The 23,256-nt window shown below is 69.3% G+C and carries 21 protein-coding genes and 1 pseudogene; 12 read left to right on the forward strand and 10 right to left on the reverse strand.

Annotated features, from left to right (window positions below):
• The 7 genes from ABZ318_RS30650 to ABZ318_RS30680 all read right to left on the reverse strand — a co-directional run.
• Nucleotides 1-1,130, reverse strand: a 1,130-nt coding sequence (locus tag ABZ318_RS30650) for a GMC family oxidoreductase N-terminal domain-containing protein (protein ID WP_356905703.1), incomplete at its 3' end; no start/stop codon positions are given.
• 33 nt (nucleotides 1,131-1,163) lie between these two features.
• Nucleotides 1,164-2,096 (reverse strand): alpha/beta hydrolase, encoded by a 933-nt coding sequence (locus tag ABZ318_RS30655; RefSeq protein WP_356905704.1) that lies wholly within the window; start codon nucleotides 2,094-2,096, stop codon nucleotides 1,164-1,166.
• Entirely contained in the window at nucleotides 2,093-3,613 is a 1,521-nt protein-coding gene (locus ABZ318_RS30660) for an NAD(P)/FAD-dependent oxidoreductase (protein ID WP_356905705.1), read from the reverse strand. Before ABZ318_RS30660 ends, ABZ318_RS30655 begins: the two co-directional genes overlap by 4 nt.
• Nucleotides 3,610-4,893 (reverse strand): acyl-CoA dehydrogenase family protein, encoded by a 1,284-nt coding sequence (locus ABZ318_RS30665; protein ID WP_356905706.1) that lies wholly within the window; start codon nucleotides 4,891-4,893, stop codon nucleotides 3,610-3,612. Before ABZ318_RS30665 ends, ABZ318_RS30660 begins: the two co-directional genes overlap by 4 nt.
• A gap of 2 nt (nucleotides 4,894-4,895) precedes the next feature.
• Nucleotides 4,896-5,939, reverse strand: a complete 1,044-nt coding sequence (locus ABZ318_RS30670; protein WP_356905707.1) for a phosphotransferase family protein — start codon at nucleotides 5,937-5,939, stop codon at nucleotides 4,896-4,898.
• Nucleotides 5,939-6,694, reverse strand: a complete 756-nt coding sequence (locus tag ABZ318_RS30675) for an SDR family oxidoreductase (protein ID WP_356905708.1) — start codon at nucleotides 6,692-6,694, stop codon at nucleotides 5,939-5,941. Before ABZ318_RS30675 ends, ABZ318_RS30670 begins: the two co-directional genes overlap by 1 nt.
• A gap of 35 nt (nucleotides 6,695-6,729) precedes the next feature.
• Nucleotides 6,730-6,909 (reverse strand): FAD-dependent oxidoreductase, encoded by a 180-nt coding sequence (locus ABZ318_RS30680; RefSeq protein ID WP_356905723.1) that lies wholly within the window; start codon nucleotides 6,907-6,909, stop codon nucleotides 6,730-6,732.
• Between the two features lie 205 nt (nucleotides 6,910-7,114).
• Between ABZ318_RS30680 and ABZ318_RS30685 the strand changes: the two genes are divergently transcribed.
• On the forward strand, nucleotides 7,115-7,735 hold the full coding sequence (locus ABZ318_RS30685) for a TetR/AcrR family transcriptional regulator (RefSeq protein WP_356905709.1): 621 nt from the start codon (nucleotides 7,115-7,117) through the stop codon (nucleotides 7,733-7,735).
• Between the two features lie 298 nt (nucleotides 7,736-8,033).
• Here ABZ318_RS30685 and ABZ318_RS30690 read toward each other — a convergent pair whose 3' ends face one another.
• Nucleotides 8,034-9,569, reverse strand: coding sequence for a class I adenylate-forming enzyme family protein (locus ABZ318_RS30690; RefSeq protein ID WP_356905710.1), 1,536 nt, complete (start codon nucleotides 9,567-9,569; stop codon nucleotides 8,034-8,036).
• Nucleotides 9,570-10,060: 491 nt separating this feature from the next.
• Here ABZ318_RS30690 and ABZ318_RS30695 point away from each other — a divergent pair, with 491 nt between their 5' ends.
• Nucleotides 10,061-10,669 carry a TetR/AcrR family transcriptional regulator gene (locus ABZ318_RS30695; protein ID WP_356905711.1) on the forward strand — a complete coding sequence of 203 codons (609 nt, stop codon included), beginning with the start codon at nucleotides 10,061-10,063 and terminating at the stop codon, nucleotides 10,667-10,669.
• A 190-nt stretch (nucleotides 10,670-10,859) separates the two neighbouring features.
• On the opposite strand, the gene ABZ318_RS30700 is transcribed toward ABZ318_RS30695, so the two are convergent.
• Nucleotides 10,860-10,988, reverse strand: coding sequence for a hypothetical protein (locus ABZ318_RS30700; protein WP_356905712.1), 129 nt, complete (start codon nucleotides 10,986-10,988; stop codon nucleotides 10,860-10,862).
• 1,040 nt (nucleotides 10,989-12,028) lie between these two features.
• Between ABZ318_RS30700 and ABZ318_RS30705 the strand changes: the two genes are divergently transcribed.
• From ABZ318_RS30705 to ABZ318_RS30725, 5 genes and pseudogenes are all read left to right on the forward strand, one after another.
• Nucleotides 12,029-13,819, forward strand: coding sequence for a cation acetate symporter (locus tag ABZ318_RS30705; protein ID WP_356905713.1), 1,791 nt, complete (start codon nucleotides 12,029-12,031; stop codon nucleotides 13,817-13,819).
• A gap of 186 nt (nucleotides 13,820-14,005) precedes the next feature.
• Nucleotides 14,006-14,368 (forward strand): TetR/AcrR family transcriptional regulator, encoded by a 363-nt coding sequence (locus tag ABZ318_RS30710; RefSeq protein ID WP_356905714.1) that lies wholly within the window; start codon nucleotides 14,006-14,008, stop codon nucleotides 14,366-14,368.
• Between the two features lie 282 nt (nucleotides 14,369-14,650).
• Entirely contained in the window at nucleotides 14,651-15,352 is a 702-nt protein-coding gene (locus tag ABZ318_RS30715) for a DUF1345 domain-containing protein (protein ID WP_356905715.1), read from the forward strand.
• Nucleotides 15,353-15,438: 86 nt separating this feature from the next.
• A pseudogene (locus ABZ318_RS30720) lies at nucleotides 15,439-16,242 on the forward strand (alpha/beta-hydrolase N-terminal domain-containing protein); the annotation flags it as partial.
• A gap of 118 nt (nucleotides 16,243-16,360) precedes the next feature.
• The gene (locus ABZ318_RS30725; protein ID WP_356905716.1) at nucleotides 16,361-17,239 is read left to right on the forward strand and encodes an alpha/beta-hydrolase family protein; all 879 of its coding nucleotides are present in this window, start codon (nucleotides 16,361-16,363) and stop codon (nucleotides 17,237-17,239) included.
• A 9-nt stretch (nucleotides 17,240-17,248) separates the two neighbouring features.
• On the opposite strand, the gene ABZ318_RS30730 is transcribed toward ABZ318_RS30725, so the two are convergent.
• Nucleotides 17,249-17,431 (reverse strand): hypothetical protein, encoded by a 183-nt coding sequence (locus ABZ318_RS30730; protein WP_356905717.1) that lies wholly within the window; start codon nucleotides 17,429-17,431, stop codon nucleotides 17,249-17,251.
• 391 nt (nucleotides 17,432-17,822) lie between these two features.
• Here ABZ318_RS30730 and ABZ318_RS30735 point away from each other — a divergent pair, with 391 nt between their 5' ends.
• The 5 genes from ABZ318_RS30735 (at nucleotide 17,823) to ABZ318_RS30755 (ending at nucleotide 22,386) form a co-directional block, all read left to right on the forward strand.
• Nucleotides 17,823-17,966 carry a DUF6126 family protein gene (locus tag ABZ318_RS30735; RefSeq protein ID WP_356905718.1) on the forward strand — a complete coding sequence of 48 codons (144 nt, stop codon included), beginning with the start codon at nucleotides 17,823-17,825 and terminating at the stop codon, nucleotides 17,964-17,966.
• Between the two features lie 512 nt (nucleotides 17,967-18,478).
• Nucleotides 18,479-19,747 carry a saccharopine dehydrogenase NADP-binding domain-containing protein gene (locus ABZ318_RS30740; RefSeq protein ID WP_356905719.1) on the forward strand — a complete coding sequence of 423 codons (1,269 nt, stop codon included), beginning with the start codon at nucleotides 18,479-18,481 and terminating at the stop codon, nucleotides 19,745-19,747.
• Nucleotides 19,744-20,340, forward strand: a complete 597-nt coding sequence (locus ABZ318_RS30745; protein WP_356905720.1) for a TetR/AcrR family transcriptional regulator — start codon at nucleotides 19,744-19,746, stop codon at nucleotides 20,338-20,340. Before ABZ318_RS30740 ends, ABZ318_RS30745 begins: the two co-directional genes overlap by 4 nt.
• A gap of 4 nt (nucleotides 20,341-20,344) precedes the next feature.
• Nucleotides 20,345-21,049 (forward strand): transporter, encoded by a 705-nt coding sequence (locus ABZ318_RS30750; protein ID WP_356905721.1) that lies wholly within the window; start codon nucleotides 20,345-20,347, stop codon nucleotides 21,047-21,049.
• On the forward strand, nucleotides 21,046-22,386 hold the full coding sequence (locus ABZ318_RS30755) for an FAD-binding oxidoreductase (protein WP_356905722.1): 1,341 nt from the start codon (nucleotides 21,046-21,048) through the stop codon (nucleotides 22,384-22,386). Before ABZ318_RS30750 ends, ABZ318_RS30755 begins: the two co-directional genes overlap by 4 nt.
• The last annotated feature ends 870 nt before the right edge of the window (nucleotides 22,387-23,256 follow it).

A 23,256-nucleotide genomic window follows, 5' to 3' on the forward strand; every position in this document is an offset into this window, starting at 1 on the left:
GTCGGGGCGAGCACGCAGGGGCCGAAGGAGAAGCCGTGCTCCGTGGCCGCGCCGAGCCCCTCCTGATGGAAGAGCACCGGAGCGGCGTGGAACTGCACGTCGGGGGCGTCCAGTTCGGGACGGCTGCGGAAGAAGCCGCCGGCCTCGCCGATGTTGGAGGACAGCGGGCCGCGCCCCTCGCTCTGCAGCAGCGCCGCGTTCTCGGGGCTCGCGGCGCTGATCAGCGACTCCGCATCCGTACGGAAGTTGAGCATCGCCATGTAGTGGTCCTGGAGGCCCTGGCCGACCGGCAGGTCGCGGACGACCTCGATGCCGAAGGCGGCCAGGTCGGCGGCCGGCCCGATCCCGGAGAGCATCAGCAGCTTCGGGGACTCGTAGGCCCCCGCGGACAGGATCACCTCGCGCTCGGCCCGGACGACCTCCACCTCGCCGCCCCGCTCGACCTCGACCCCCGTCGCCCGTCCGTCCTCGACCACCACGCGGCGGGCGTGGGCCGAGGAGAGCACGGTGAGGTTGGGCCGGCCGAGGGCGGGGTGCAGATAGGCGACGGCCGCGCTGCACCGCAGACCGCCCCGCTGGGTCACCTGGTAGCGCCCGACGCCGAACTGGTCCTCGCCGTTGAAGTCGTCGTTCGCCTTGTACCCGGCCTGCTGGGCGGCCTGCACGAAGGCCGAGGACAGCGGGTGCCCGGAGCGGCCGTCGCTGACGGTGAGCGGACCGCCCGTGCCGTGGAAGGCGTCCTCGCCGCACTCGTTGTCCTCGGCGCGCTTGAAGTACGGAAGCACCTCGTCGTACGACCAGCCGGTCGCCCCGGCGGCGGCCCAGCCGTCGTAGTCGGCGCGGGAGCCGCGGATGTAGATCATCGCGTTGATCGAGCTGCAGCCGCCGAACACCTTGCCCCGCGGCAGATACGCCCGCCGTCCGCCGATGCCCGGCTCCGGGTCGGAGTCGAGGTCCCAGTCGAGCGCGGACTTGAACAGCTGGGGGAAGGCGGCCGGGACGTGGATCTCCTGCGCGGTGTCGGGGCCGCCGGCCTCGATCAGCGCGACCCGGACGTCCGGGTCCTCGGACAGACGCGCCGCGAGGACACAGCCCGCGGATCCGGCGCCGACGATGACGTAGTCGTACATGTTCATTCCGTTCCTTGAACGAAGAGCGCGTGGTTACGAAGCGTTGTGCCGCGGTGAACGCGACGGGCCGAGGCAGCGCGTCAGGAAGTCGAGCTGGTCGGCGAGCGCCCGTTCCTGCCCCGGTCCGGCGTAGACGTCGAGGTGGTCGACGGGGTAGGAGCGCAGCTGCGCCCACGGCCCGACCCGCTCCGCCGTGCGGCGCGCCGCCTCGGGCGGCGCGATGCGGTCGTGGAGCCCGACCTGCACGAGGATCGGACAGGCGAGTCGGGCCACGTGGGTGGTGGGCCGGTTGAAGCCGACCACGAGCGCGGCGCGGGCGCACACCTCGTTGCGGAAGGTGGGCCCCGCGAAGGACGCGGCGGTGGCCAGGGCGTCGGGGAGGGTCATCATCGCGAGCGTCCCGGGGTCCCCGACGACCGGCACGTGGTGCGGCGGCCGCCCGGTGAGGGCGCGGGCCGCGTCGCGCAGCCCGTGCGCGGCGAGTCGGCCCAGCGGGCGGGGCCCGGCGTGGCGCAGGAGGTGCGCCAGGGAGGCGAGGCCGTCCGTCACGGGCGTCAGTGACACGACCGCCGCCGTGTTGCCGTCCTGGGCCGCGACCACCAGGGCGTGGCCGCCGGAGTACGACGCGCCCCACAGCACGATCCGGTCGGGGTCCACGCCGGGCAGGTGCCGGGCGGCGGCGAGGGCCGCGTGGTAGTCCTGCCGCTGGCGCCGGACGGAGACGTCCTGGCGGTGCGTGCCGCCGGAGTCCCCGAAGCCGCGGTAGTCGAAGACGAAGGCGTCGATACCGGCGGCGGCGAACGGCTCGGCGTAGTTGAGGAGGCCGCTGTCGCGGGTGCCGCCGAAGCCGTGGGCCATGACCACGCACGGCCGGCCCGCGGGGCCGGCCAGCGCGTCGCTCGCGGCCGGGAGGTGCCAGGCGGCGCAGGTGACGCCGTGGCTGGTGAAGGAGACGTCGTTCCTCATCGCGCCGTCCCCGTCCGGGTCGCCGCGGCGGCGGTGAACCGCAGGGCGGGGTCCTCGATCGGCCCCTCGCGCAGCCGCTCGACGTCCCTCTCGTACGCCATCTCGACCGTCCACGGCCCGCTGGTGCCCCGACGCGGCCACATCCCGATGCCGCGCTGCACGTAGTTCGAGGTCAGGTCCATGTACGGCAGGCGCTCCATGGCCGGGTCGTCGAGCACCGGTTCGGCGGTGCCGTAGCCGTACCGGTCCATGTGGTCCAGGAGCCGGCAGAAGTGCTCGCAGACCAGGTCGACCTTGAGCGTCCAGGACAGGTTGGTGTAGCCCAGCGCGAACACGAAGTTGGGGACGCCGGACAGCATCATCGCCTTGTAGGCGGTCGTCTCGGGCAGGTCGACCTTCTTCTTGTCGACGCTCAGCTGCATGTTGCCGAAGATCGCCATGTTGAGCCCGGTGGCGGTCACGATGATGTCGGCGCCGAGCTCCTGGCCGGACTTCAGCAGGATGCCGGTCTTGGTGAACCGCTCGATGTGGTCGGTGACGACCGAGGCCCGCCCCGACGAGATAGCCTTGAACAGGTCGCCGTTGGGCACCACGCACAACCGCTGGTCCCAGGGGGCGTAGTGGGGGGCGAAGTGGGTGTCGACGTCGTAGTGCCGGGGGAGTTGCCGGCGCACGTTGGCGATCAGCAGCCGACGGGTCAGCTTCGGGGCCCGGCGGCTGATCTTGTAGACCCCGCGGGTGACGAAGATGTTCTTGCGCCGGACGATCCGGTGGGCGCGCCGGTGGCCGAGCAGGGTGCGGAGCGCCTTGGCGACGACGTCCTCGGCGGGCACCGCCATGACGTATCCCGGCGAGCGCTGGAGCATGGTGACGTGGCCGGCGGTGTCCGCCATCGAGGGGATGAGGGTGACGGCGGTGGCGCCGCTGCCGATCACGACCACGCGCTTGCCCGTGTAGTCCAGGTCCTCGGGCCAGTGCTGGGGGTGGACCACCTGGCCCTGGAAGTCCTCGACGCCCGTGAACTCGGGGGTGAACCCCTCGTCGTGGTTGTAGGGACCGGTGCCCACGAACAGGAACCGTGTGGTGAACCGCACCTTCTTCCTGCTGTCGGCCTGCTGGGCGGTGACGGTCCAACACTGGCGCGCCCTGGAGAACTCCGCGCTCAGCACGCGGTGTCCGAAGCGGATGTGCCCGTCGAGGCGGTTCTCGGCGACCGTCTGCCGCAGGTAGTCCAGGATGAGGTGCCCGTCGGCGATCGACTTGGGGTGCTGCCACGGCCTGAAGCCGAAGCCGAAGGTGGGCATGTCCGAGTCCGAGCGGATGCCGGGGTACTGGAACAGGCTCCACGTGCCGCCGACCTCGTCACGCGCCTCCAGGATCGCGAACTTCGTGCCGGGGCGGAGGGCCCGCAGATGGCTGGCCATGCCGATGCCCGAGATGCCCGCGCCGATGATCAACACGTCGAGCGTCTCCTCGGCCGGGACGGGCTTGTCGGTGCTGGTGGTCGTGATCGTCACTGGTCTCTCCCGGCCGGGGTGCGGAGGGGCTGTGAGGTGCCGGGTTCCGCCGTGCGTTCCCTGGCGGCGGCCCTGCGGCTGAGTTCGGCGCGCGCGAGCGCGTTCTTGTGCACTTCGTCGGGGCCGTCGGCGAATCGCAGCGAGCGGACTCCGGCGTAGGCGCGGGCAAGTGGAAAGTCCTGGGACAGGCCACCGGCGCCGTGTGTCTGGATGGCCTTGTCGAGGATCCACTGCACCGTCCTGGGCGTGGCGATCTTGATCGCCTGGATCTCGGAGTGGGCGCCCTTGTTGCCGACCGTGTCCATGAGCCAGGCGGTCTTGAGTACCAGGAGCCGCAACTGTTCGATCCGCACCCTCGACTCGGCGATCCAGTCGCGGATGACGCCCTGGCGGGCCAGCGGCTTGCCGAACGCGACCCGCTCCTCGGCGCGGTCGCACATCAGCTCGATGGCGCGTTCCGCGACGCCGATGAAGCGCATGCAGTGGTGGATCCGGCCGGGTCCGAGACGGGCCTGGGCGATGGCGAACCCGCCGCCCTCCTCTCCGATGAGGTTCTCCACCGGGACGCGCACGTCGTGGAAGACCAGTTCGGCATGGCCGCCGTGGTCGTGGTCGTCGTACCCGAAGACCTCCATGGCGCGCCGGATCTCCAGGCCCGGGGTGTCCCGCGGCACGAGGACCATCGACTGCCGGCGGTGCCGGTCGGCGCTGGGGTCCGTCTGGCCCATCACGATGAAGACCTTCGCGTTGGGGTTCATCGCGCCGGTGATCCACCACTTGCGGCCGTTGATCACGTAGTCGCCGCCGTCGCGCACGATCGACGTGGCGATGTTGGTGGCGTCGGAGGACGCGACGTCGGGCTCCGTCATGGCGAACGCGGAGCGGATCTCGCCGGCGAGGAGCGGCTCCAACCACTCCTTGCGCTGGGCCTCGGTGCCGAACATGGAGAGGACTTCCATGTTGCCGGTGTCCGGGGCCGCGCAGTTGAGGACGACGGGGGCGAGTTCCAGGGAACGGCCGGTGATCTCGGCGAGGGGCGCGTACTGGAGGTTGGTGAGACCTCCGCCCTCCTCGCCCGGGAGGAAGAGGTTCCACAGGCCGCGCCGCCGAGCCTCGGCACGCAGTTCGCCGAGCACGGGGACCGAATCCCAGGCCCAGCGGTCGTCCAAGGCCGTGAGCTGCTGGGCGAAGACCGGTTCAGCCGGGTGGATATGACCCCACATCAGGTCAAGCAGATTCTCGTGCAGCATCTCGGTGCGCGGATCGAAGGCGAAGTGCATGGTCACTGTTCCTTGAGTGCGGCGAGTCCGGCGGCGAGCAGGGGGTGGATCGCCTCGCCGATCCGGTCGAAGCCGGGGCCGACGGTCTGTCCGCCCAGGTGGCGGAAGTGGATGCCCTCGAGGATTGCGGCGAGCTTGAAGGCCGCGAGGCCGAGGTGGAAGCCCAGGTCGCCGAGGTCGCGGCTGCCGCGGGCCTCGTACCGGGCAACGATCTCCGCCTCGCTGAGGAAGCCGGGGGCGTCCCCGGCGTCGGGGGCGATCTCGGGGCCGACGAGGCGGGCGAGCCGGGTGTAGAGCAGCATCAGCGCCAGGTCGGTGACCGGGTCGCCGACGGTGGCCATCTCCCAGTCGATGACCGCGCGGAGCCGGTCGTCGCCGTCGACCAGCACGTTGTCGAGCCGGAAGTCGCCGTGGACGATCCCGGGACGTGAGGCGGCGTCCGCGGCGGTGGCCCGCTCTTCCAGCGCGGCGTGCAGGGTGACGGCGTCCGGTAGGTCGCGGGTGTACGAGGCGGCCAGCTGCTTGCGCCACCGGGTGACCTGCCGGGTGAGGAAGCCCTCGGGGCGGCCGAAGCCGCCGAGTCCGACGGTGTCCGGGTCCACCGCGTGGAGGTCGGCGAGGGTGTCCACGAGCGTGCCGGAGATCCGCCGCACCCGCTGGGCGCCGAGCGGCGCCAGGTCCGCGGCCGTGCGGTACGGCCGGCCCTCGACCGCCTCCATGACGTAGAACTCGGCGCCCAGCACCCCGGTGTCGACGCAGAGACCGTGCAGGCGCGGCACGGGCACCGGGGTGTCGGCGAGGGCCGCCATCACCGCGTACTCGCGCCCCATGTCATGGGCCGTGGCAAGCACGTGGCCCAGCGGCGGACGGCGCAGGATCCAACTGGATCCACCGTCGGAGAGGCGGTAGGTCAGATTGGACTTGCCCCCCGTGATCAGGGCGGCGGAGAGCGCCTCGGCCCGCGCCTGGGGCACAGCCTCCGTGAACCAGGGGCGCAGCCGGGCCAGGTCGATGCCGGGCGTCTCGTGCTGGTCGTGCGGACTCATCACGCACCGCCGGCCACGGTAAGGCCGCCGTCGACGACCAGTGTCTGGCCGGTCATCCACGAGGCGTCGCCGGAGAGCAGGAACGCCACGGCGCTTCCGACGTCACTGGGGGTCCCGAGTCGCTTCAGCGGGTAGACCGCCGAGACCTCGTCCTCCCGGCCCTCGTAGAGCGCCGCTGCGAACCTCGTCTTCACCACGGCCGGGGCGACCGCGTTCACCCGGATGCCGGGGCCGAGCTCGACGGCGAGCGCCTCGGTGAGGTGGATGAGCATCGCCTTGCTGGCGCAGTACATCCCGATGCCGGGTGCCGTCCGGATGCCGCCGACGGAGGCGACGTTGACGATCGCGCCGCCGTGCTCGCCCATCCACGCCGCGTGGACCTTCTGGACCCACGACAGGGCGGCGACGCAGTTGACCTCGACGATGTTGCGGGCCACCCCGAGATCGAGGGTGATCAGCGGCCCGTAGACCGGGTTGATCCCGGTGTTGTTGACCAGTAGGTCGGCGCTGCCGAACGTGGCGATCGCCTGGGCGATCACCTCGTCCTGATGCTCGGTGTCGGCGGCGTGACCGGCGATGCCGAGGGCGCGGTCGGGTCCGCCGAGCGAGGCGACGGCCTCGGTCAGGACGTCCGGCTTGCGTCCGGTGATCACGACCTTCGCGCCTTCGGCGACGAGTCGTTGGGCGACGGCGAGTCCCAGCCCGCGACTGGCGCCGGTGATGATCGCGGTCTGCCCCGCGAATGTGTCGGCCATGGTTCCTTGCTCTTCCTCGAACTGGGTCGGACGTGTCAGTGGCGGCCGTCGGCCGGCGTCGGTGCGATCTCCCGGGCGGTGCGTGTGCCGCTCTCGACGGCGCCGTCGATCCCTCCGGCGCCGGAGGAGGCGATGTCGCCGCCCGCGAAGCGGATGCGCCCGTGCGGCTGCCGCAGCCGGGGGATCGGTGTTGGTGGGGTGGCCGGGTCGGCGATGGGCCCGCGTTCCCTGACTGCTGCTCATGACCCACTCCGTTCTGCTCCTCCGCGCCGCGCACGAACGAGGCGAACCGGGTCGCGGTCCTGGGGTCGAGAAGTCGGGAGCTAAATGTCGAGTCGAGTTTGAGTTTAGGGTGTGTTCGGAGGGTGTCAACCTTCCGTGCAGGGCATCTCGAGAGCGTGACTGATACGATCTCGAATCGTGTTCGATAAAAAGTTGACAGCCCAGACGCTGGCTCGCCCAGCGGTGCAGCGCCGCGGCGTGGAACGGAGACGGGCCATCCTGGACGCCGCCGAGGCGCTGCTCGCCGAGCAGGGCTACGAAGCGGCCACCCTGAAGGCCGTCAGTGAGCGGGCGGACATTCCGATCGGCTCTGTTTATCACTACTTCTCCGACCGCCATCAGGTCGACGCCGAGCTCCTGCAGCGACATCTGCGGGTGATCGAGGAGATCCTCGACACGGCTCTGGAAGGCGCCGAGCTGCCTTCGCTGCGAGCCGCCGCGGATGCCGTCATCGACCCCCTGCGCGACTATTTCCGCCGGCACCGCAGCTGTGTCGAGCTGTGGTTCCCAGGGCGCGGCGAGACGGTGACCGCTCTCGTCCGGGAATTCGACGCCGCGCAGGCGAACCGGTTCTGGTACCTCCTGGTCGAGCGCGGACTGGTGGCCGCCGATACGCCCCGATTCCCCCTGCAGCTCGCTTTCGAGGTGGGCAACCGTCTCTTCGACATCGCGTTCCGGCAGTCACCAGCCGGTGACGACACCACGATCGACGAAGCACGACGCATGGTGACCGCGTACCTCGAGACCTACGCCGCGTGACCGACGAGCCCGTGAGTCAAGACTCGCGAGCCCGGTCCTGGCCGGGAGTGGCGAACGGGATGTGCCGGCCTTCGGTCCGGACGGCTTGCCGTGAACGGCCCCACCACGACGCGCCGCGGTGAGGCCGGAGAAACCGGCCCCGAACGAGGGCATCCACGCCGGTCTCCGCCACCGCCACACGCGAGGCCGCGGCCGTAGGGAGAGATCCGACTGAGGGGCAATGCGGCCGGCCGCAGCTCCACCGCCACCAGGATGACGCGTCGTGACACACGGCTCTCGGCCCGTCACGCCAGGGGTGCTAACGCAGCGGAGCGCCCCACCGCACCTGCCGGCGCAGCTCGTTCTTCAGAAGCTTGCCGCCGGCATTGCGAGGCAGTGCCTGGGTGACGATCGCCGCGTACTGGGGCACCTTGAAGTCCGCGAGCCGCTGTCGGCAGTGTGCGACCACGGAGACGATGTCGATCTCCCCCTGGTCGGCGAAGAGGACGGCTCCGACCTTCTCGCCCATGACGTCGTCGGGTACGGCGAGGACCGCGGCGTCGGCAACGCCGGGTGCGGAGAGCAGCACGGCCTCGACCTCGACGCTGGAGATGTTCTCCCCGCCGCGGTTGATGATGTCCTTGATGCGGTCGACGATGTGGACGCGGCCGGCGTCGTCGACGCGGACGATGTCCCCGGTATGCAGCCAGCCGTTCGCGATCGTCTCCGCCGTGGCCTCCGGCCTGCGCCAGTACCCGGTGGTCACCGTGACGCCACGTACCACCAGCTCGCCCGTGGACGGATCGTCACCGATCGGCACGACGCCGAGGTCCACCGACGGCACCGCGTACCCGACGGAGTCCGCGTGGTCCGCGGCGTCCTGGTCCGGCAGGACGGTGATCAGCGACGCCGTCTCCGTCATGCCGTAGCCGTTGATGACGGTGGCCCTGGGGAACGCCTCCTTCAGCGACCGCACGAGTGACGGCGCGATCGGAGCTCCACCGTATGCCAGCCAGCGCACCCCGGACACCTCGGCGTCGGCGAAGCTCGGATGCCGCAGCAGGAGGGAGTACACCGCGGGCACCGTCACGACGAAGGAGATCCGCTCCGCCGCCAGTGCTTCTGTCAGCTGCGGCAGATGGAGCGCGGGCATGATGACCGATGTACCGCCGAGGTAGGCGGCGACCATGAACTGCGAGTTGCAGGCCGTCACATGGAACAACGGCACCGAGATGAGAGTGCGCAGCTCCGGTCCGACGTCTCGCGGGATGCCGAGACAGCGCACCAGGTTCTCGGCGTTGGTCACGAACGCCTCGTGCGTGGTCGGCACCCCCTTGGGACGCCCGGTCGTGCCCGATGTGTAGAACAAGGCGGCCACGTCGGAGGGCTCCAGGTTCACCGCCACGTACGGATCGCCATCGGGGAGGGGAGCGTCGGCCGCCAGATCGACCTTCACACCGGCGTCGCCGAGGACGAACTCCACTTCCGGCTGCGCCGACCGCGTGTTCACGGCCACCGCGATGCCGCCGGCCATCACCGTGCCCCAGAACGCGAGGGCCCAGTCCGCGCCGGCCGGATACCGGACGGCCACCCGGTCCCCATGCGCCACGCCGTGGGCCCGCAGCCCGCCTGCGACCCGCGCGGCGCGCTCCCACAACTGGGCGTAGGTCAGCCGGTGCCCGCCGAGTTCGACGATGGCCTCGGCGTCGGGTCGGGTGTCGACATGGGTGCGCAGCACGTCGACGAGCGTGGCGGGGACGTCCGCGAATCGCAGGAGGCCGTTCGGGTCTCTGTCCAGATCCTCTTGTGGGAAGGGGTTGTGCGAGCGTGTGATGGGGATGAGGGGACGAGGCATCTCGGCGGCTCCGGAGAATGGCGTGCGTGGTCGGCACATGAAGTGGGATCTTCGGGCGACCAGGGCATCGCCGTGACTTGACCTCCCTGGTACGGGGTCACGGCGATGCCCAGGTCAGGGTCGAGTCGGAGCGTCCCTGGTGCGGCGACTCGACGTCTTCGTAGCGCGGTGTGTGCCCACGCGCTTCAGGACGGTACGGCAGGTGGCCGAACTCGACATGTAGTTCGAAACCGAATCGAGTTTGATGATGGAAGTCAACCAGAAGCCGTCAAGGGTCTGGTTGCATGCTGGGGGCAAGGAGTGTCGTCGCTTGTGAAACTCAAGTTGAGTTTGATAACTGGAATGTGCGATGTCAAGAGGGTGGCCGGACAAGTGTGCCGCCACCCGGGTAGACTGGCGATCCATGATCGACTTTGCTTGTTCGTTCGGGGTGTGGCGTGACTGAGCGGAGCGGTGGGGCAGGGAAGCGCACGCCCGACGATGTCTCGGTCATGAGCCATCAGGCGCCGGCACGGCCGGAGGCCGTCCTCCAGCGTCGTGGCCTCGCCCGGGTCAAGGCGATCCTGGACGCCGCGGAAGAGATCTTGGTGGAGGACGGCTACGAAGCCGCCACTCTCAAGGCGATCGGCGAACGGGCGGGCATTCCGACGCCTTCGGTCTACCACTACTTCGCCGACCGTTATCAGGTGGACGCGGCCATCATCAGGCGCCACATCGACGCGTTGAGCGCCAGACTGGACGGCATCGAGACGGAGGACCTCCGGTCGATCTCTGAGGTGGCGGCCCTGGTGCTCGATCCGATCGTCGAGTACTTCCGGGTACACCCGAGCTGTGTCGAGCTTTGGTTCTCCGGTCGTAACGAGGCTCTGAACGCCCTCGTCCAGGAGTTTGACGACCGCGTCTCCGAACGCGTGTGGAGACTCGGGATCGGCCGTGGGCTGCTGCGGACCGACACGCCCCCGCTCGTGATGCGGCTGGCGTTCGAAGCCGGTGGGCGCATCTTCGACATCGCCTTCAAGCAGGATCGGAACGGGGACGAAGCCACGGTGACGGAGGCGAAGCGGCTGGTGGGCGCTTACCTCGAGACGTACGCGGTGTAGGCGAAGCGGCGTCTCCAGTGCCGGCCGGGGCGTTGTGGCGCCTTCCGGTGCAACGGGGATGACGGCGGCGGACTGCTCCACCGCGTGGTGCGGCAGCGGGCCGCGTTGAAGAGTGAGAGCGGTGAACGCTCGTGGGTGCACTGGCGGGCGTTGTCGATGGACATCGCCGCGCCGGCCGCGAGCTCCCGGGTCAGGGGAGGTCGTCCTGGTCGAAGACAGTCCTGCTGCCCGCCCGGAAGAACTGGACGAAACCCAGCGTCTTGCCGTAAGTCGGCAAGGGTGGCGGCAGGACCGAGCGGATGCCGCCGTCGGCGAGCACGGGACCGCGGTTGCCCGGGCCCGTCGCACACTGTGCCGGGGAGGCGGAGGCCGCGACGAGGTGGAGTACGGGCGTGCCCGTGGCCGGCGTGCGGACGGGTTCCGATTCGACCGAGCGCGCTTTCGATCTGTCGGCTCGTCTTGTCGGTCAGGAGGAGCCGCCGCCGCTGCAGTCGGTGGTCGCGTTCCTCCTGGTGGGCCGCGACAGCGCGTATCGAACTGCGGTCCATATGTGCGAAACCCGCCTCCACCTGCCGCATCGCCGCAGCGTTGATCGGTTTCGGGTCGGAGGTGAGGACGGAAAGGTCCTCGTACTGCCACGACCCGGGAAGTCCGGTGCGCGTGCGCTGCAGCAAGGCGTGGACCGTCTCGTCCGTCCGCGGTCTGAGTGCTTCAGCCAGACGACGGAGAAGTGCCTCGACATCGGTCCTCGCAAGGCAATTGGGTGGACATGGGGGCATCTGCTACCGGTTGGCAGAGACGACCAGGGGTCGGGGTGGTTGGCAGTACACCTTCACCCATGCGTAAACTCAAAAGCGATTCGATATTGACCCTTGCTTCGGATCGCCACTCACGCCTGCCTTCCCGACGGCTCCGGCCCAACCGGCCGGCCGCGGGCACAGCCTGTCCCGGTTGAACTCCACGCGAGCGACGAGGGACCGGGCCGAGGGCCGGGCTCGCCCGGCGCACTCAGGAAGCCCGACGGTTCCGTCCGGCCCGTGCGAAGACCGCCGCCCCTCCCATGGCCCCTGTCGCGACGCCGCTCACACCGTGATGTCCCGAAGGTCACCGTCAGCCCTGAGCCCGCGACGGTCCCGCTTCGTATGCCGTCACCTCACCCACCATCCTTGCCGCCGGAGGTTTTCGTGCGCTTCCCGTCCGTCCCGGCCCCACCCGCCCGTCCGCCCGCGCCGCAGTGGGGAGGTGGATCCGAAGGCGCCGCCCGACAAGTCCGGCGAGCGTTCGTGGCCGTGAACGCGGTGCCTCTCGTCATGGGTGTCGCGCTGTCGTGCTCCACCGCGCTCTCGGGAGTCCGCGTTCATGGGCGGCTCACGGTCGGCATCGTATGGGGCGTCCTGCAACTGGTCGTGTTCCTCGCCAGTGTGTGGTGGTACGAAGACCGGTCCACGAGGCTGTGCGCTTCTGACGCACGGTCGCTCGACCCCGACCTGCCGTCGGCCGAGACCGCCGGCGTGCCTGCCGCGCGAGAGGGATGGTAAGCCGGTGGCGACTCCGCTCCTCTTGAGCTCGGGCGTACTCGACCCCGTGGGCTCGGCCGCCCGGGCCCCCGTGATCAGCGCTTTTCTGATCTTCATCGGCCTGTGCCTGCTCTGGGTCTTCACCCTGGCCAGCCAGGACGACCGTGCGGAGAGCCTCTACACGGCCGACCGGTCCCTCTCGCCGGTCTTCAACGGCTTCGCCCTGGCAGGCGAATACATCACGGTCGTCACCCTGTTCGTGGCCTCAGGGGCGATCGCCCTCTTCGGCTACGACGGGTTCGGTTCCGCCGTCGACAGCGTCATCGCGTTCGGCATCCTGCTGCTCCTTGCCCGGAAGATCCGCGACAGCGGCAGTTATACGCTCGGCGGCCTCTTTTCCCTGCGGGCGCCAGGACAGGCCCCGCGCACGGCGGCGACCGTGGTGACGCTCGCCATCACGATTCCGCTGCTCATGGTCCAGCTGCGGGCCGCCGGCATCAGCGCGGCGCTCCTGATCGGGATGTCGAACGACGCGGCCCAGGTCGCCTGTACGGTGCTGATGGGCTGCCTCGTCGCCTGCTTCGCAGGGGTGGCAGACCTGAAGGGCACCAGCTTCGTGCAGATCGTCAAGGTGCCGGTCACGTTGGTGACGCTCGCGGTGGTCAGCCTGCTCGCCTTGCGGAAGTTCTCGTGGAGCCCCGGCGACCTGCTGTCGGCCGCCGTGGAGCGGAGCACTGATCCGGACGGATACCTGGGCCGGGGGCTCTGGGCGCACACGGCAGGCCTCGGGACGCTGAACACGATCAGCGACCACACTGTCGTGATCCTCGGCATGGCGATGATGCCGCACCTGATCCTCCGTATCGCCGCATCGCGGAACGGACAGTCGGCACGACGGTCCACGAGCATCGCCGTGGGACTGACCGGCGCCTTCTACATTCTTTTGATCACGACCGGATTCGCTGCCGCGGCGGTGGTCGGCAGTGAGGTGATCGGCGGGGTCGATGCGAACGGCCAAGCGGCTCCGATCCTGCTCGCCTCCGGTGTCCTCGGCCAGGCGTCGACGGCACGCGTGGTCCTCATCACCCTCATGGCATGCGTCGCCTTCCTCGCCGTGCTGACAGCCGTGACCAGCGTGACCTTCGCCGCCGCGGTCTCCCTCACACATGACGTCCTCGCCCGGACCAGGCGCCCTCTCGCCGACACCGGGCAGGTGCTGGCCCTTCGCTTCGCCGTCGTCGGCCTGTGCGTGGGCGGCCTGTCGCTGTCCGCCGCCGTCCACCAGTATCCGGTCGAGTTCCTGGTCACCTTCTCGCTGGGGGTCGCGGCGACGTGCGTCTTCCCTGCGCTGATCTACTCCTTCTTCTGGCCGGGGTTCAACCGCCGAGGCCTGCTGTGGTCCGTGTACGGCGGACTTCTGCTCTGCGTGGTGCTCACCGTCTGCTCGCCAACCGTTTCCGGGACGGAATACGCGCTGTGGCCGGAGGCGGCTTTCGACTGGTATCCGTTCCACACATCAGGCGTGGTCTCCGTCCCGGCGGCCTTCTTCCTCGGGTGGCTGGGCAGCACGCGGTCGCCGGCGAACGCTGAGAGTGGTTCCCAAAAGGCCGTGTACGAAAGCGTGAAGGGATAGGGCGCGGCGGGGCGTCCGCTTCACCCTCACGGTCCCGCGGGGGTACTCGCCGGTTCAGGGCGCAGGCCGGTGTCTCGGACTTGCCTCCCGCGGTCGAACGCGGCGTGAAGGGGACGCCGGTCGGTTCGGCGGACGGCACAGCGACGCGGAAGGAGACGCAGACGGGCCGTCCTCCACGCCGCGGAGGTGCTGTTTGCCGAACACGGCTACGAGGCCGCCACGCTCAAGGCGATCAGCGAGCGGGCGGGCATCCCGGTCGCCTCCGTCTATCACTACTCCTCCGACCGGTACCAAGTCGAGGTCGAGCTCATGCTGCGCCATGTACGAGAGCTGGATGCTCGCATCGGCGTCCTGTTGGACGATCCCGGAGCGCGGACGCTGCCCGAAGCCGTCGATGCCGTCACCGGCCCCGTGCTCGACTACTTCCGTGAGCAACCGGGCTGCACCGCGCTGTGGTTCTCCGGACGGAGCGCGATCGTCACCGAACTGAGCCGCGCCTTCGACGAGGCGCAGGCCGAGCGGCTACGACGCCACCTCGTCGACAGATGACTCGTCCGCGTCGACACCCCCCCGGCACGTACTGCAGGTCGCCTTTCAGATCGGCAGCCGGCTCCTGTACAGCGCCCTCCGGCGGTCCCCGGACGGTGACGGCGCCACGATCGACGAAGCGCGCCGCCTCGTCACCGCCTACCTGGAGACCTACGCCGCTGAAGGGCGGTCGGGACACCCCCACGGAACGACACCCCGCCGCGCATCGCCGACGGATCCGCACGATGCCGTAGCGTCGCACTTCGACCTGGTCGGCAGCCGAATGTCCCGAGGAGTTCGTCCGTGCAGCAGCCGCATTCCGAGCGCCGTCGTCGGAATCAGTGGCTCTCCGAGCGCCGCAGGGGGGCGGTGAGCGCGTCCGTCGCCGCGGCCGCGGCGGTGCTCCTCCTCGGTTTCGACAGCGTCAGGGCGGAGCTCTCCGGGGCGGACGTCTGCGTCCTGCTGCTGTTCGCCTACCTCTTCCCGTACCTCCTGCTCACGGTGGTCGCCTTCTCCACCGCGTCCCCGGAGCGGGTCCGTGCCTGGGCCGACCGAGAGTCGCGGGGCACGGTGCTCCAGCGGTACCTGTACGGCACGGCGCCCGGCCCGGGGGTGTCGCTGCTCATCTCGGCCGCGGCGCTCGTGGTGGCCGTGGTGTGGCGTCCCGGGCATCTCGGCTCCTCCTTCGAACCGGCGGTCCGGGCGTCGGTGGCGCTCGTCCTGGTGGCCCTGGCCTGGGTGTGCGTGGCCGTCTCCTTCGCGGTCGCCTTCCAGGCCGACAACCTCGTGGAGGAGGAGGGGGCGCTGGAGTTCCCCGGCGAGGAGGGTCCCGCCTGGGTCGACTACCTCTACTTCGCCTTCTCGGTCATGACGACCTTCGGTACGACCGACGTCACCGTGACGTCCCGGGAAATGCGCCGGACCGTGACGGCGAACTCGTGCATCGCGTTCGTCTTCAACACCGTCACGGTGGCCAGCCTCGTTTCCGCCCTGGACAGCATCTGACGAGACCGAAGCCGCCCGTACGGGCGGCCTGACGCGGTGATCGGACGGACGCCGCGGCCGCTCCTCGTGAACCGAGGACGATCGGAATGCGGCCGCGGGAGCGCGGCCATAACATCGCCGTGTACGCCCCGAGGTCAGGGAGTTCATGCACGGCGCCCGAGAAGAGGCGCGCCGTCGACCCCCGGGTCGACGCGCTCAAGCCGTCACCCGACACCGACCGGCAGCGAGCGGCTGGACAGGGCGGCGAGGCCGAGTGCCGCAGGCAGCCGTCGGCATGGCCGGTCACCCTGCCCGGCGCCTGGGGAGCGCTGCTTCTGGCGTGTCTGTCCTTCACTCCGTCGCTCCTCCCGCGCGGCGGGGTCCTCCAGGGGGCGATCTGCGGGATCCTCGCCGCGATCGGGTACGGGCTCGGGGTGACCGCCGCGTGGATCTGGCGGGCCTTCGCCGATCGCGGACGGCGTCCCGCGCGACGCCGGTCCTGGCAGGTCTTCCTCGTCTTCGCGATCGTCCTGCTCGGCGTGGCCTTCGGACTCGGGCAGTACTGGCAGCACCTGATCCGTCGACTCCTCGGCGTGACGGAGTACAGCGTCCTCCAGACTGTCGTCCTGCCCCTGGTCGCCCTCCTGTTCTTCTGCGTCATCCTGCTGGCCGCCCGAGGGGTCCGCCGGATGTACCGCTGGGTGGCCGGGCTTCTGCGGCGCTGGATCGGCGGGCAGGCGGCGAAGGTGGTCGGTGGGATCCTCGTGGCCGTCCTGTCGGTCCTGCTCCTCAGCGGTGTGCTCGTCGACGGCCTGGTCTCCGCGGCGAACCAAGCCTTCTCGCTGCGCGACACGCAGACCGAGGAAGGGGTGCGGCGACCGGTGACCGCCCTGCGCTCCGGCGGTCCGGGCTCGTTCGTGCCGTGGGGCTCGCTGGGGCGGCAGGGACGCACCTTCGCGGCCGACGGACCTTCGGCCGCCGAGATCGCACGGTTCACGGGCCGCGGGGCGTCGGAGCCAGTCCGCGCGTATGCCGGACTCGAAACGGCGGACGAGACGGAGACCCGGGCCGCGCGCGGTTGCCGATCTGCGCCGCGCCGGCGGGTTCGGGCGTCACGACCTGCTGGTGGTGACGACGACCGGCAGCGGCTGGGTCGATCCCGCCGCAGTGGACAGCTTCGAGTACCTCACCGGCGGCGACTGCGCGACCGTGGCCCTCCAGTACTCCTACCTGCCCTCGTGGCTGTCGTACCTCGTTGACCAGTACAAGGCCCGGGAGGCGGGCCGCGAACTCTTCGACGCCGTCTACGACGCCTGGTCGAAGCTGCCGCCCGATGCCCGCCCACGCCTGTACGTGGCGGGGGAGAGCCTCGGATCGTTCGGCGGGGAGACCGCCTTCAGCGGCGAGTACGACCTGCGTAACCGCACGGCGGGCGCGCTCTTCGCGGGACCGCCCGACTTCAACACGTTGTTCCGGCGGTTCAGCGACCACCGCGAGGCAGGCAGCCCGCAGATCCAGCCCGTCTACAAGGACGGGCGCACGGTGCGCTTCGCCGGCGACCCTCGGGCGGCCGTTCCGCCGACGGACGTGCCCTGGGAGGGCACGCGGGTGCTGTACCTCCTGCACGCCTCGGACCCGATTGTCTGGCGGGGCCCACATCTGATGTACGAGGAGCCGGACTGGATCGGCGAAGCTCCGGGCGACGACGTACTCGAAACCATGTTCTGGGTACCGTTCGTGACGTTCTGGCAGGTCACGGCCGACCTCCCGTTCGCCACCGGGGTGCCCGACGGCCACGGCCACACGTACCGGGCCGAGTACGTCGACGGTTGGAACGCCGTCCTGCGGCCCACCGACGTCAGCGAGGGGGAGCTCGCCCGCCTCCGGGCGGTCATGTCACCGGACTGAACGGGATGTTCAGACCCGCTCCCACCACCCAAGGGCCAGGACGACGCCCTTCTTCGCCGAGCATCCCCAGGTGTGCCCCCGGAGGGTGAAGAAGACCGAGGAGAGCAGGGCCGAGGAGAGGGTCAGCGCGATGAGGGCGACGCCGATCTGCCAGGAGATGAAGAAGCCGAGCAGCAGGGTGGGGATGAGCATGATCAGGGTCCCGATGAGCGCTTCACGGAGAACCCGGTTCCAGCTCGCCTTCTGCCACGTCCTCGCTCTGCGGGAATATCCCCTGAGGGCGACGTGCCGAGTACTGCCACAGGCTTCGATGTTCATCGCGGTGTCTCCTCGAAGGTGTGGCCGGCCTTGGTTCCGGTCACGGATCCCTTCTTCCGCTCCCTCAGCGCCGGAGTCACCGAGCGGTCGATGATCTCTGCGGCATGAGCCACGGTCAGCGCAGATCCTGCTGCCGTCTTGACGGTCCGGGCGGGGCAGGAGTAGAGCTCGAATCCAATTCGAGTTTAGGGTGTGACGTGAGGGGTCGCAAATTGCGCTGGTGGCGCCCTCGTCGTTCGTACTCACCCCAGGGAGGGGAGCTGTCATGAGCAGTGAAGACCACGACGCGGGCCGAACGGCCGAGCGGTGGAAGGCGAAGGGTGTCGCCCTGCGAGTGTTCTTCTACGTTTTCGGCACGTACGTGTTCCTCAACGTGGTGGGCATGCTGGGCGCGCACGCCCAGAAGTAGCCGGGGATCCAGGGCGCGCCCGGGCGGCCTGAGCCGGCCTTCGACTTCGAGGCCGGCATCGTCCGTCTTCGGCACCCCGGTCACCGTGGAAGCGGCCGAGTGCCTCCCTCTGGTGCGGGCCGAGGCTGGGTCGGGAGCCCGGCCGTGCGCCGCGATCTGATCAAGCTGTCGGGACGGGAGGTCTCGGCGCGCGCTCGGTGCGGATCCGGACGCAAGGGTCCGGCGACGTGCCCAGCCGCTCCGGCTGCCACTGTGCGTAGCCGTTCCGCTCCGTTTCCATGCAGGGTCGAGTCAAGTCCCTCAGGGCCGTCTGTTATCGCCCCGAAATGGCGGATCTGCGCCTTCGGAGGGTCGCGCCTGCCGGTGGAGGCGCTGAAGTCATGCGGAGAGTGCCATAACTCTCCGTCTGTAAAGGGCTACGGAATGTCCAAGGGTGTCAAACTCGAGCTGTCATCGAATCTTACTTACACGTTGTCATTGACGTCGTGTAAGTGCAGCCCTAGCCTCTCCCCATGACGACGCAAAAGAGGATTGTCTTCATCGGTGCGGCGGGCGACATGTGTCGGGTCGCGATCGAGCGTTTCGCTGAAGCCGCCGGGGGCGCGGACTGGAAGCTGGAGCTGTACGACATCCGGCCCGACGCCCTTGACGCACTGGTCGCGAGCCTGCCCCTCGGGTCGGCGAGCTCTGGGTCTTTTGACCTGTTCGACCCGGTTGCCCTTCGTGCGGCCATCGAGGGTGCCGCACTCGTCGTGCTGGGTGCCGGGCCGTACATCCGCACGGCGGAGCCGGTCATGGAGGCGTGTATCGAGGAGGGAGTCCCCTACCTCGATCTCGATGACGACGAGGCCAGCACGCGAGCGGCGATGGAGCTGGACGCGGAGGCGAAGGCGGCCGGCGTTCCGATCTTCGTCGGTTGTGGCGCGTCCCCAGGGCTCACCAATGTGATGGCTGCCGACGCGGCCCGCGACATGGACACCGTCGACCGGATCGACGTGGGCTGGGCGACCGGCGACGAGGGTCCGGTGGAGTTCGGGCGTGCCGTGCTCGATCACGCGATCCGCGGCTTCGCCGGGCCGTGCCAGACCTGGGAGAACGGACGGGCGGTCACTCACCAGACGTTCGTGGAGTCGGATGTGTTCGACCTGGGCGGCTCGTTCGGCTCCGCGTACCGGCTGTACGAGTGTGCCCACCCGGAAGCGGTGACCATGCCGCGGCGGTGGCCCGGTGCGGACCGGATCCGTGTCCTGGGGGCTCTCGACCCGGCGCCGGTCAGCGGCGTCATGCGCGGTGTCGCCGTCGCGGTGGAGGAGGGCAAGATCTCGATGGACCAGGCCATCGACTTCGTCAACGACGTCGTCACCGACAAGCCGGGCTCGCCGAAGGTCTGGCGCCACGCCCTCGCAGGGCTGTGGGGATCGATTCGCCGGGGCGAGATCGCTGTGGGGGAGGTGCTGAAGTACTTCGCGGCCGCGGCGCGCAAGAAGCACCCGGACTTCCGCGGGATCAACTACGTGCGGGTGACCGGCAAGCGCGGCGGGAAGAAGGTCGTCTCGATTCGCCGCGTCCCGGTCAGCGGGCCGGGCACGCCGTGGACGAGCATGGCGGCAGGAACCGGATCGGCGACCGCGGCGTTCATGATGCTCGCGGTCGACGAACTGGGCGACCTGGCGGGCGTCCTCGCCCCGGAGGACTGGGCGAACCCGGAACGGTTCTACGCGGCGATGGCGCGGACCGGCCGGACGACGGTCGACCAGGTCGTCGAGGCGGTGAAGGCATGAGCCGGCGCCCGAAGCACGACCCCAAGGAGTCGGAGCGCGAGATCCTCGACGCGGCGGAGGCCTTCCTCCGGGAGCGGCCGTTCCGGAAGATGACGGTGGACGCGGTCATGAGCCGGACCGGACTCAAGCGGCCGGCCTTCTACGCCCACTTCCGCGACCGTCACGACCTGGCGCTTCGCGTCGTCGAGGAGCTCGGCCTCGAGCTCGGCGGGATGATCGACCGGTGGCTGACGGGTGTCGACCTGGCCACCGACGCCAAGTCGGCGTTCCAGGGCCTGGCCGAGGTCTATGCCAAGCACGGCCCCGTACTCCGAGCGCTCTCGGAAGCGGCCGGCAGCGACGACAAGGTCGAGGCCGCCTACAACGCCCTGGTCCAGCGATTCATCGACGCGACCGCCCAGCGCATTGCCGATGACCAGACCGCGGGGCTGATCAAGGCAGATCTCGACGTCGAGGAGACGGCCCGCGCTCTGGTCTGGATGGACGAGCGCTATCTGACGCAGGCGTTCTCGAAGGAGCCGCACCCGGAGATCTCGCGCGTCGTCGACGTCCTTTACAACATCTGGTTCTCAGCGCTGTACGGAGGGGAATGAGGCCATGAAAGAAGTGATCTTCATACTGGCCGACCTGTGGATGGTCTTCGCAGGGTTTTACTGCGGATGGAGGTTCCTCCGACAGTACGGCAACTACCTGCTCGGCCTGGAGTGGATGATCGTCGGCACCTCGGGCGTCAACTTCCTGATCTGGGCGCTCCGCGGCGGGGACGAAAGCGATCCGCAGGCCAGGCTCGTGTTCTTCTTCGACACGTTCTCCCGAGGGGTGGGCATCACGCTCATCGCGATCTTGGGCCTGATGCGGGTGACACATCGGTACAAGCCGGGTCCGCTGGTCGACATTGCAGCGTTCGCCCTGGCCACCGTGGTCGGCATCTATTTCAGCGGGTTCGGAGGTCATGAGTTCCACCTGGGCCCAGCCGTCTTCTTCGTCACGGTCAACGCGCTCACGCTGCCGTTCCTGATCTACTTCACGTGGCGAGTCTGGAAGGCGGGCGCCCGAGGTCTGGCCTTCTGGACGGGGCTCGCGACCACGGCGGGCATCATCGTCGCGATCACCTACGACTTCTTCCCGCTTCCCGGCGACGATGCGCACCGCACGATCTTCGCCAGCGCCGCGCTGGCGACGTGGGGCACCCAGATGTTCGTGTACTTCCTTGCTTATCGCGCCATGGACAACCACAGCCGGGCAACCGAAGCCGGGGCAGTCTCGATGTCACTGAGCACGGCAGGAGGGCAGGGAAGGTGAAGACCGACAACGTGGAGTACTCGACCTTCAGCGGGTGGGTCGACGAGCCGGCGGATGTCCTCCCGGCACTGGCTGAAGACCTCACCTGCGACGTCGCCGTCGTCGGCGGTGGCCTCGGCGGCATGGTGACCGCCCTGCGGCTGGCGGAGCGCGGCCAGGACGTGGTGCTCCTGGAAGCGGAGTTCTGTGGGCACGGTTCCAGCTCGCGCAACGCGGGCCAGTTGGCGAGTGCTCCCGGCGGCGACCTCCAGCTCCTGAACCTGATGTACCGCAAGAAGATGCCCGGCATGTTGCGGCTGACGGAGAACGCCGCCCGCTTCGTCGAAGACCTCATCGACACGCACGAGATCGACTGCGACTACGAGCCGGTGGGCAACTGCTTCGCCGCCGTGTCACGCGGGCAGATGGGCCGGGTGCGCCGGGTGGCCAAGATCCTGCGGCGCGCCGGCGCACACGTCGAGGTGGGCACGAGTGCGGAGCTCGGCATCCCCCGCGGATTCGTCGGCGGGATGCGCGAGATTGTCGGAGGCATGATGAACCCCGGCAAGTTCAGCCGCGGCATCCGGACGGCGCTGTTGGCGTCGTCGGCCCGGGTCTTCGAAGGGACGAAGGTCACCGACGTCACCCGGGACGACGGTCGAGTCGTGCTCTCCACCCCGCACGGCGCGGTGCGGGCGAACAAGGCCGTGCTGGCGACGAACGCGTTCGCAGGCGAGTGGGACATCACCCCCAAGAACGCCTCCGTCCCCATCTGGATCATCGAGGTGGAGACGGAGCCGATCGACGAGGAGCGGCTGGCCGCGCTCGGCTGGACCAGCCGGTCAGGGGTCGTGACGCAGCACAACATCATGGAGAACTACCGCCTGACCTCGCGCAACACCATCGTCTTCGGCGTCCGGAGGCTCGAGCGGGGGACGACGTTCCCGCTGCCCGCGAAGAAGCCGGACCCGGGACTCGTCGAGGAACTCGCGACGGCCTTCGCGACGAGGTTCCCGGCTCTTGCGGACGTCGCCGTCGAGCGCGCCTGGGGCGGGTGGATCGCCATCACCTCGTCCTTCCTGCCGCTCGCGGGCCAGGTCGGTGACAACACCTTCTACTCGATCGCCTGCAACGGTCACGGGCTGGCCCAGGCACCGTATGTGGGCTCGCTCATCGCCGACATGATCGTCGACGGGCACCGGCACGACGACCTGGACCTCCTGTGGACGTGGAAGTCGAAGTTCCCTCCCGCCGTGGCGCTGGGGCGGCTGGGCGTTCGCATGATCTGGGCGGTCGACCGCTGGAACGACCTGGTCAACGGAAGCCGGCGCAATGCGCGCCGAGCGAACGCGGTGTGAACCGACCGGCGTTCGGGCTGTCAGGCCCGAGCCTTCGGTCTTGCGGTGAGCAGCGGCCGCATCAAGTCGAGGCCCTGATAGCGATGCAACGCGGTCGTCGAGATCGTCGCCGGCGTGCCGTCGGTGGATGGGCCACAAGTCGATCGAGGAGACGTACCGCACGTACCGGCACCTGATACCGGGCAGCATCACCAAGGCCGCCCGGATCCTGGGCGCCGACCTCTGGGAAGTCGCCTGATTTCTGAGCTCGAGAGAACAGCAGGTTATTCGTCTGCTGGTGGTACAGGCAGAGCGTCCGTCTGACCGGCAGGAATGGGGGTCGAGAGCGTCAACGGCTGGGTGTTGGACCGTGCATGGTCCGGATCTTGGTGAGGAGTAGAGACGATGCAGCCGATGCCGAGCAGTTGGTGTAGGGGATCTTGGCTGCGTGTGCAGTGCCTGTTCGGACCGTAGGAGCCGATCGGAGCCAGTCCGGCAACGGGGGAGGCGGAGCACGCAGCTCCGCTCCTCGTGCGACGTTGTTGCCAGCCTGTCGGCGGTTGCAGTGTCCTCCATCAGGCCGCACGACTGCATGTGGATCTTGCTGGTCCGTTCGCGATCTCGACACGTACGTCATGAAGTTGCCTACCTGGTGGCTCTGACCTGCATCGATACAGCTGTCCCCACCCCTGACCTGCGCGGATAAGTCTTTCAGCATCTTTCGGGATCGTTCTGCGTTAGGCGGTCGGTTCTCCCCACGCGCTCCCCAGGGCCGTCGATACTCCCCAGATTCTCCCTAAGAGGTCCTAACAAAGGCGTTGGACGTGTCGGTGGGTGATCAGGCAGGTGGCGAGGCCGAGGAAGGCCTCGTGGATGTCGTCTCGTCGCTCC

This window comes from Streptomyces sp. NPDC006197 (genome assembly GCF_040613865.1).
Classification (GTDB): Bacteria; Actinomycetota; Actinomycetes; order Streptomycetales; family Streptomycetaceae; genus Streptomyces.

What these genes read in the sequence shown, in the direction of transcription:
- ABZ318_RS30655 (WP_356905704.1), bottom strand. Translation starts at nt 2,096, where the DNA reads ATGAGGAACGACGTCTCCTTCACCAGCCACGGCGTCACCTGCGCCGCC.
- ABZ318_RS30665 (WP_356905706.1), bottom strand. Translation starts at nt 4,893, where the DNA reads ATGCACTTCGCCTTCGATCCGCGCACCGAGATGCTGCACGAGAATCTG.
- ABZ318_RS30670 (WP_356905707.1), bottom strand. Translation starts at nt 5,939, where the DNA reads ATGAGTCCGCACGACCAGCACGAGACGCCCGGCATCGACCTGGCCCGG.
- ABZ318_RS30675 (WP_356905708.1), bottom strand. Translation starts at nt 6,694, where the DNA reads ATGGCCGACACATTCGCGGGGCAGACCGCGATCATCACCGGCGCCAGT.
- ABZ318_RS30690 (WP_356905710.1), bottom strand. Translation starts at nt 9,569, where the DNA reads ATGCCTCGTCCCCTCATCCCCATCACACGCTCGCACAACCCCTTCCCA.
- ABZ318_RS30695 (WP_356905711.1), top strand. Translation starts at nt 10,061, where the DNA reads ATGAGCCATCAGGCGCCGGCACGGCCGGAGGCCGTCCTCCAGCGTCGT.
- ABZ318_RS30705 (WP_356905713.1), top strand. Translation starts at nt 12,029, where the DNA reads ATGGGCGGCTCACGGTCGGCATCGTATGGGGCGTCCTGCAACTGGTCG.
- ABZ318_RS30725 (WP_356905716.1), top strand. Translation starts at nt 16,361, where the DNA reads ATGCCGGACTCGAAACGGCGGACGAGACGGAGACCCGGGCCGCGCGCG.
- ABZ318_RS30730 (WP_356905717.1), bottom strand. Translation starts at nt 17,431, where the DNA reads ATGCTCATCCCCACCCTGCTGCTCGGCTTCTTCATCTCCTGGCAGATC.
- ABZ318_RS30735 (WP_356905718.1), top strand. Translation starts at nt 17,823, where the DNA reads ATGAGCAGTGAAGACCACGACGCGGGCCGAACGGCCGAGCGGTGGAAG.
- ABZ318_RS30740 (WP_356905719.1), top strand. Translation starts at nt 18,479, where the DNA reads ATGACGACGCAAAAGAGGATTGTCTTCATCGGTGCGGCGGGCGACATG.
- ABZ318_RS30745 (WP_356905720.1), top strand. Translation starts at nt 19,744, where the DNA reads ATGAGCCGGCGCCCGAAGCACGACCCCAAGGAGTCGGAGCGCGAGATC.
- ABZ318_RS30750 (WP_356905721.1), top strand. Translation starts at nt 20,345, where the DNA reads ATGAAAGAAGTGATCTTCATACTGGCCGACCTGTGGATGGTCTTCGCA.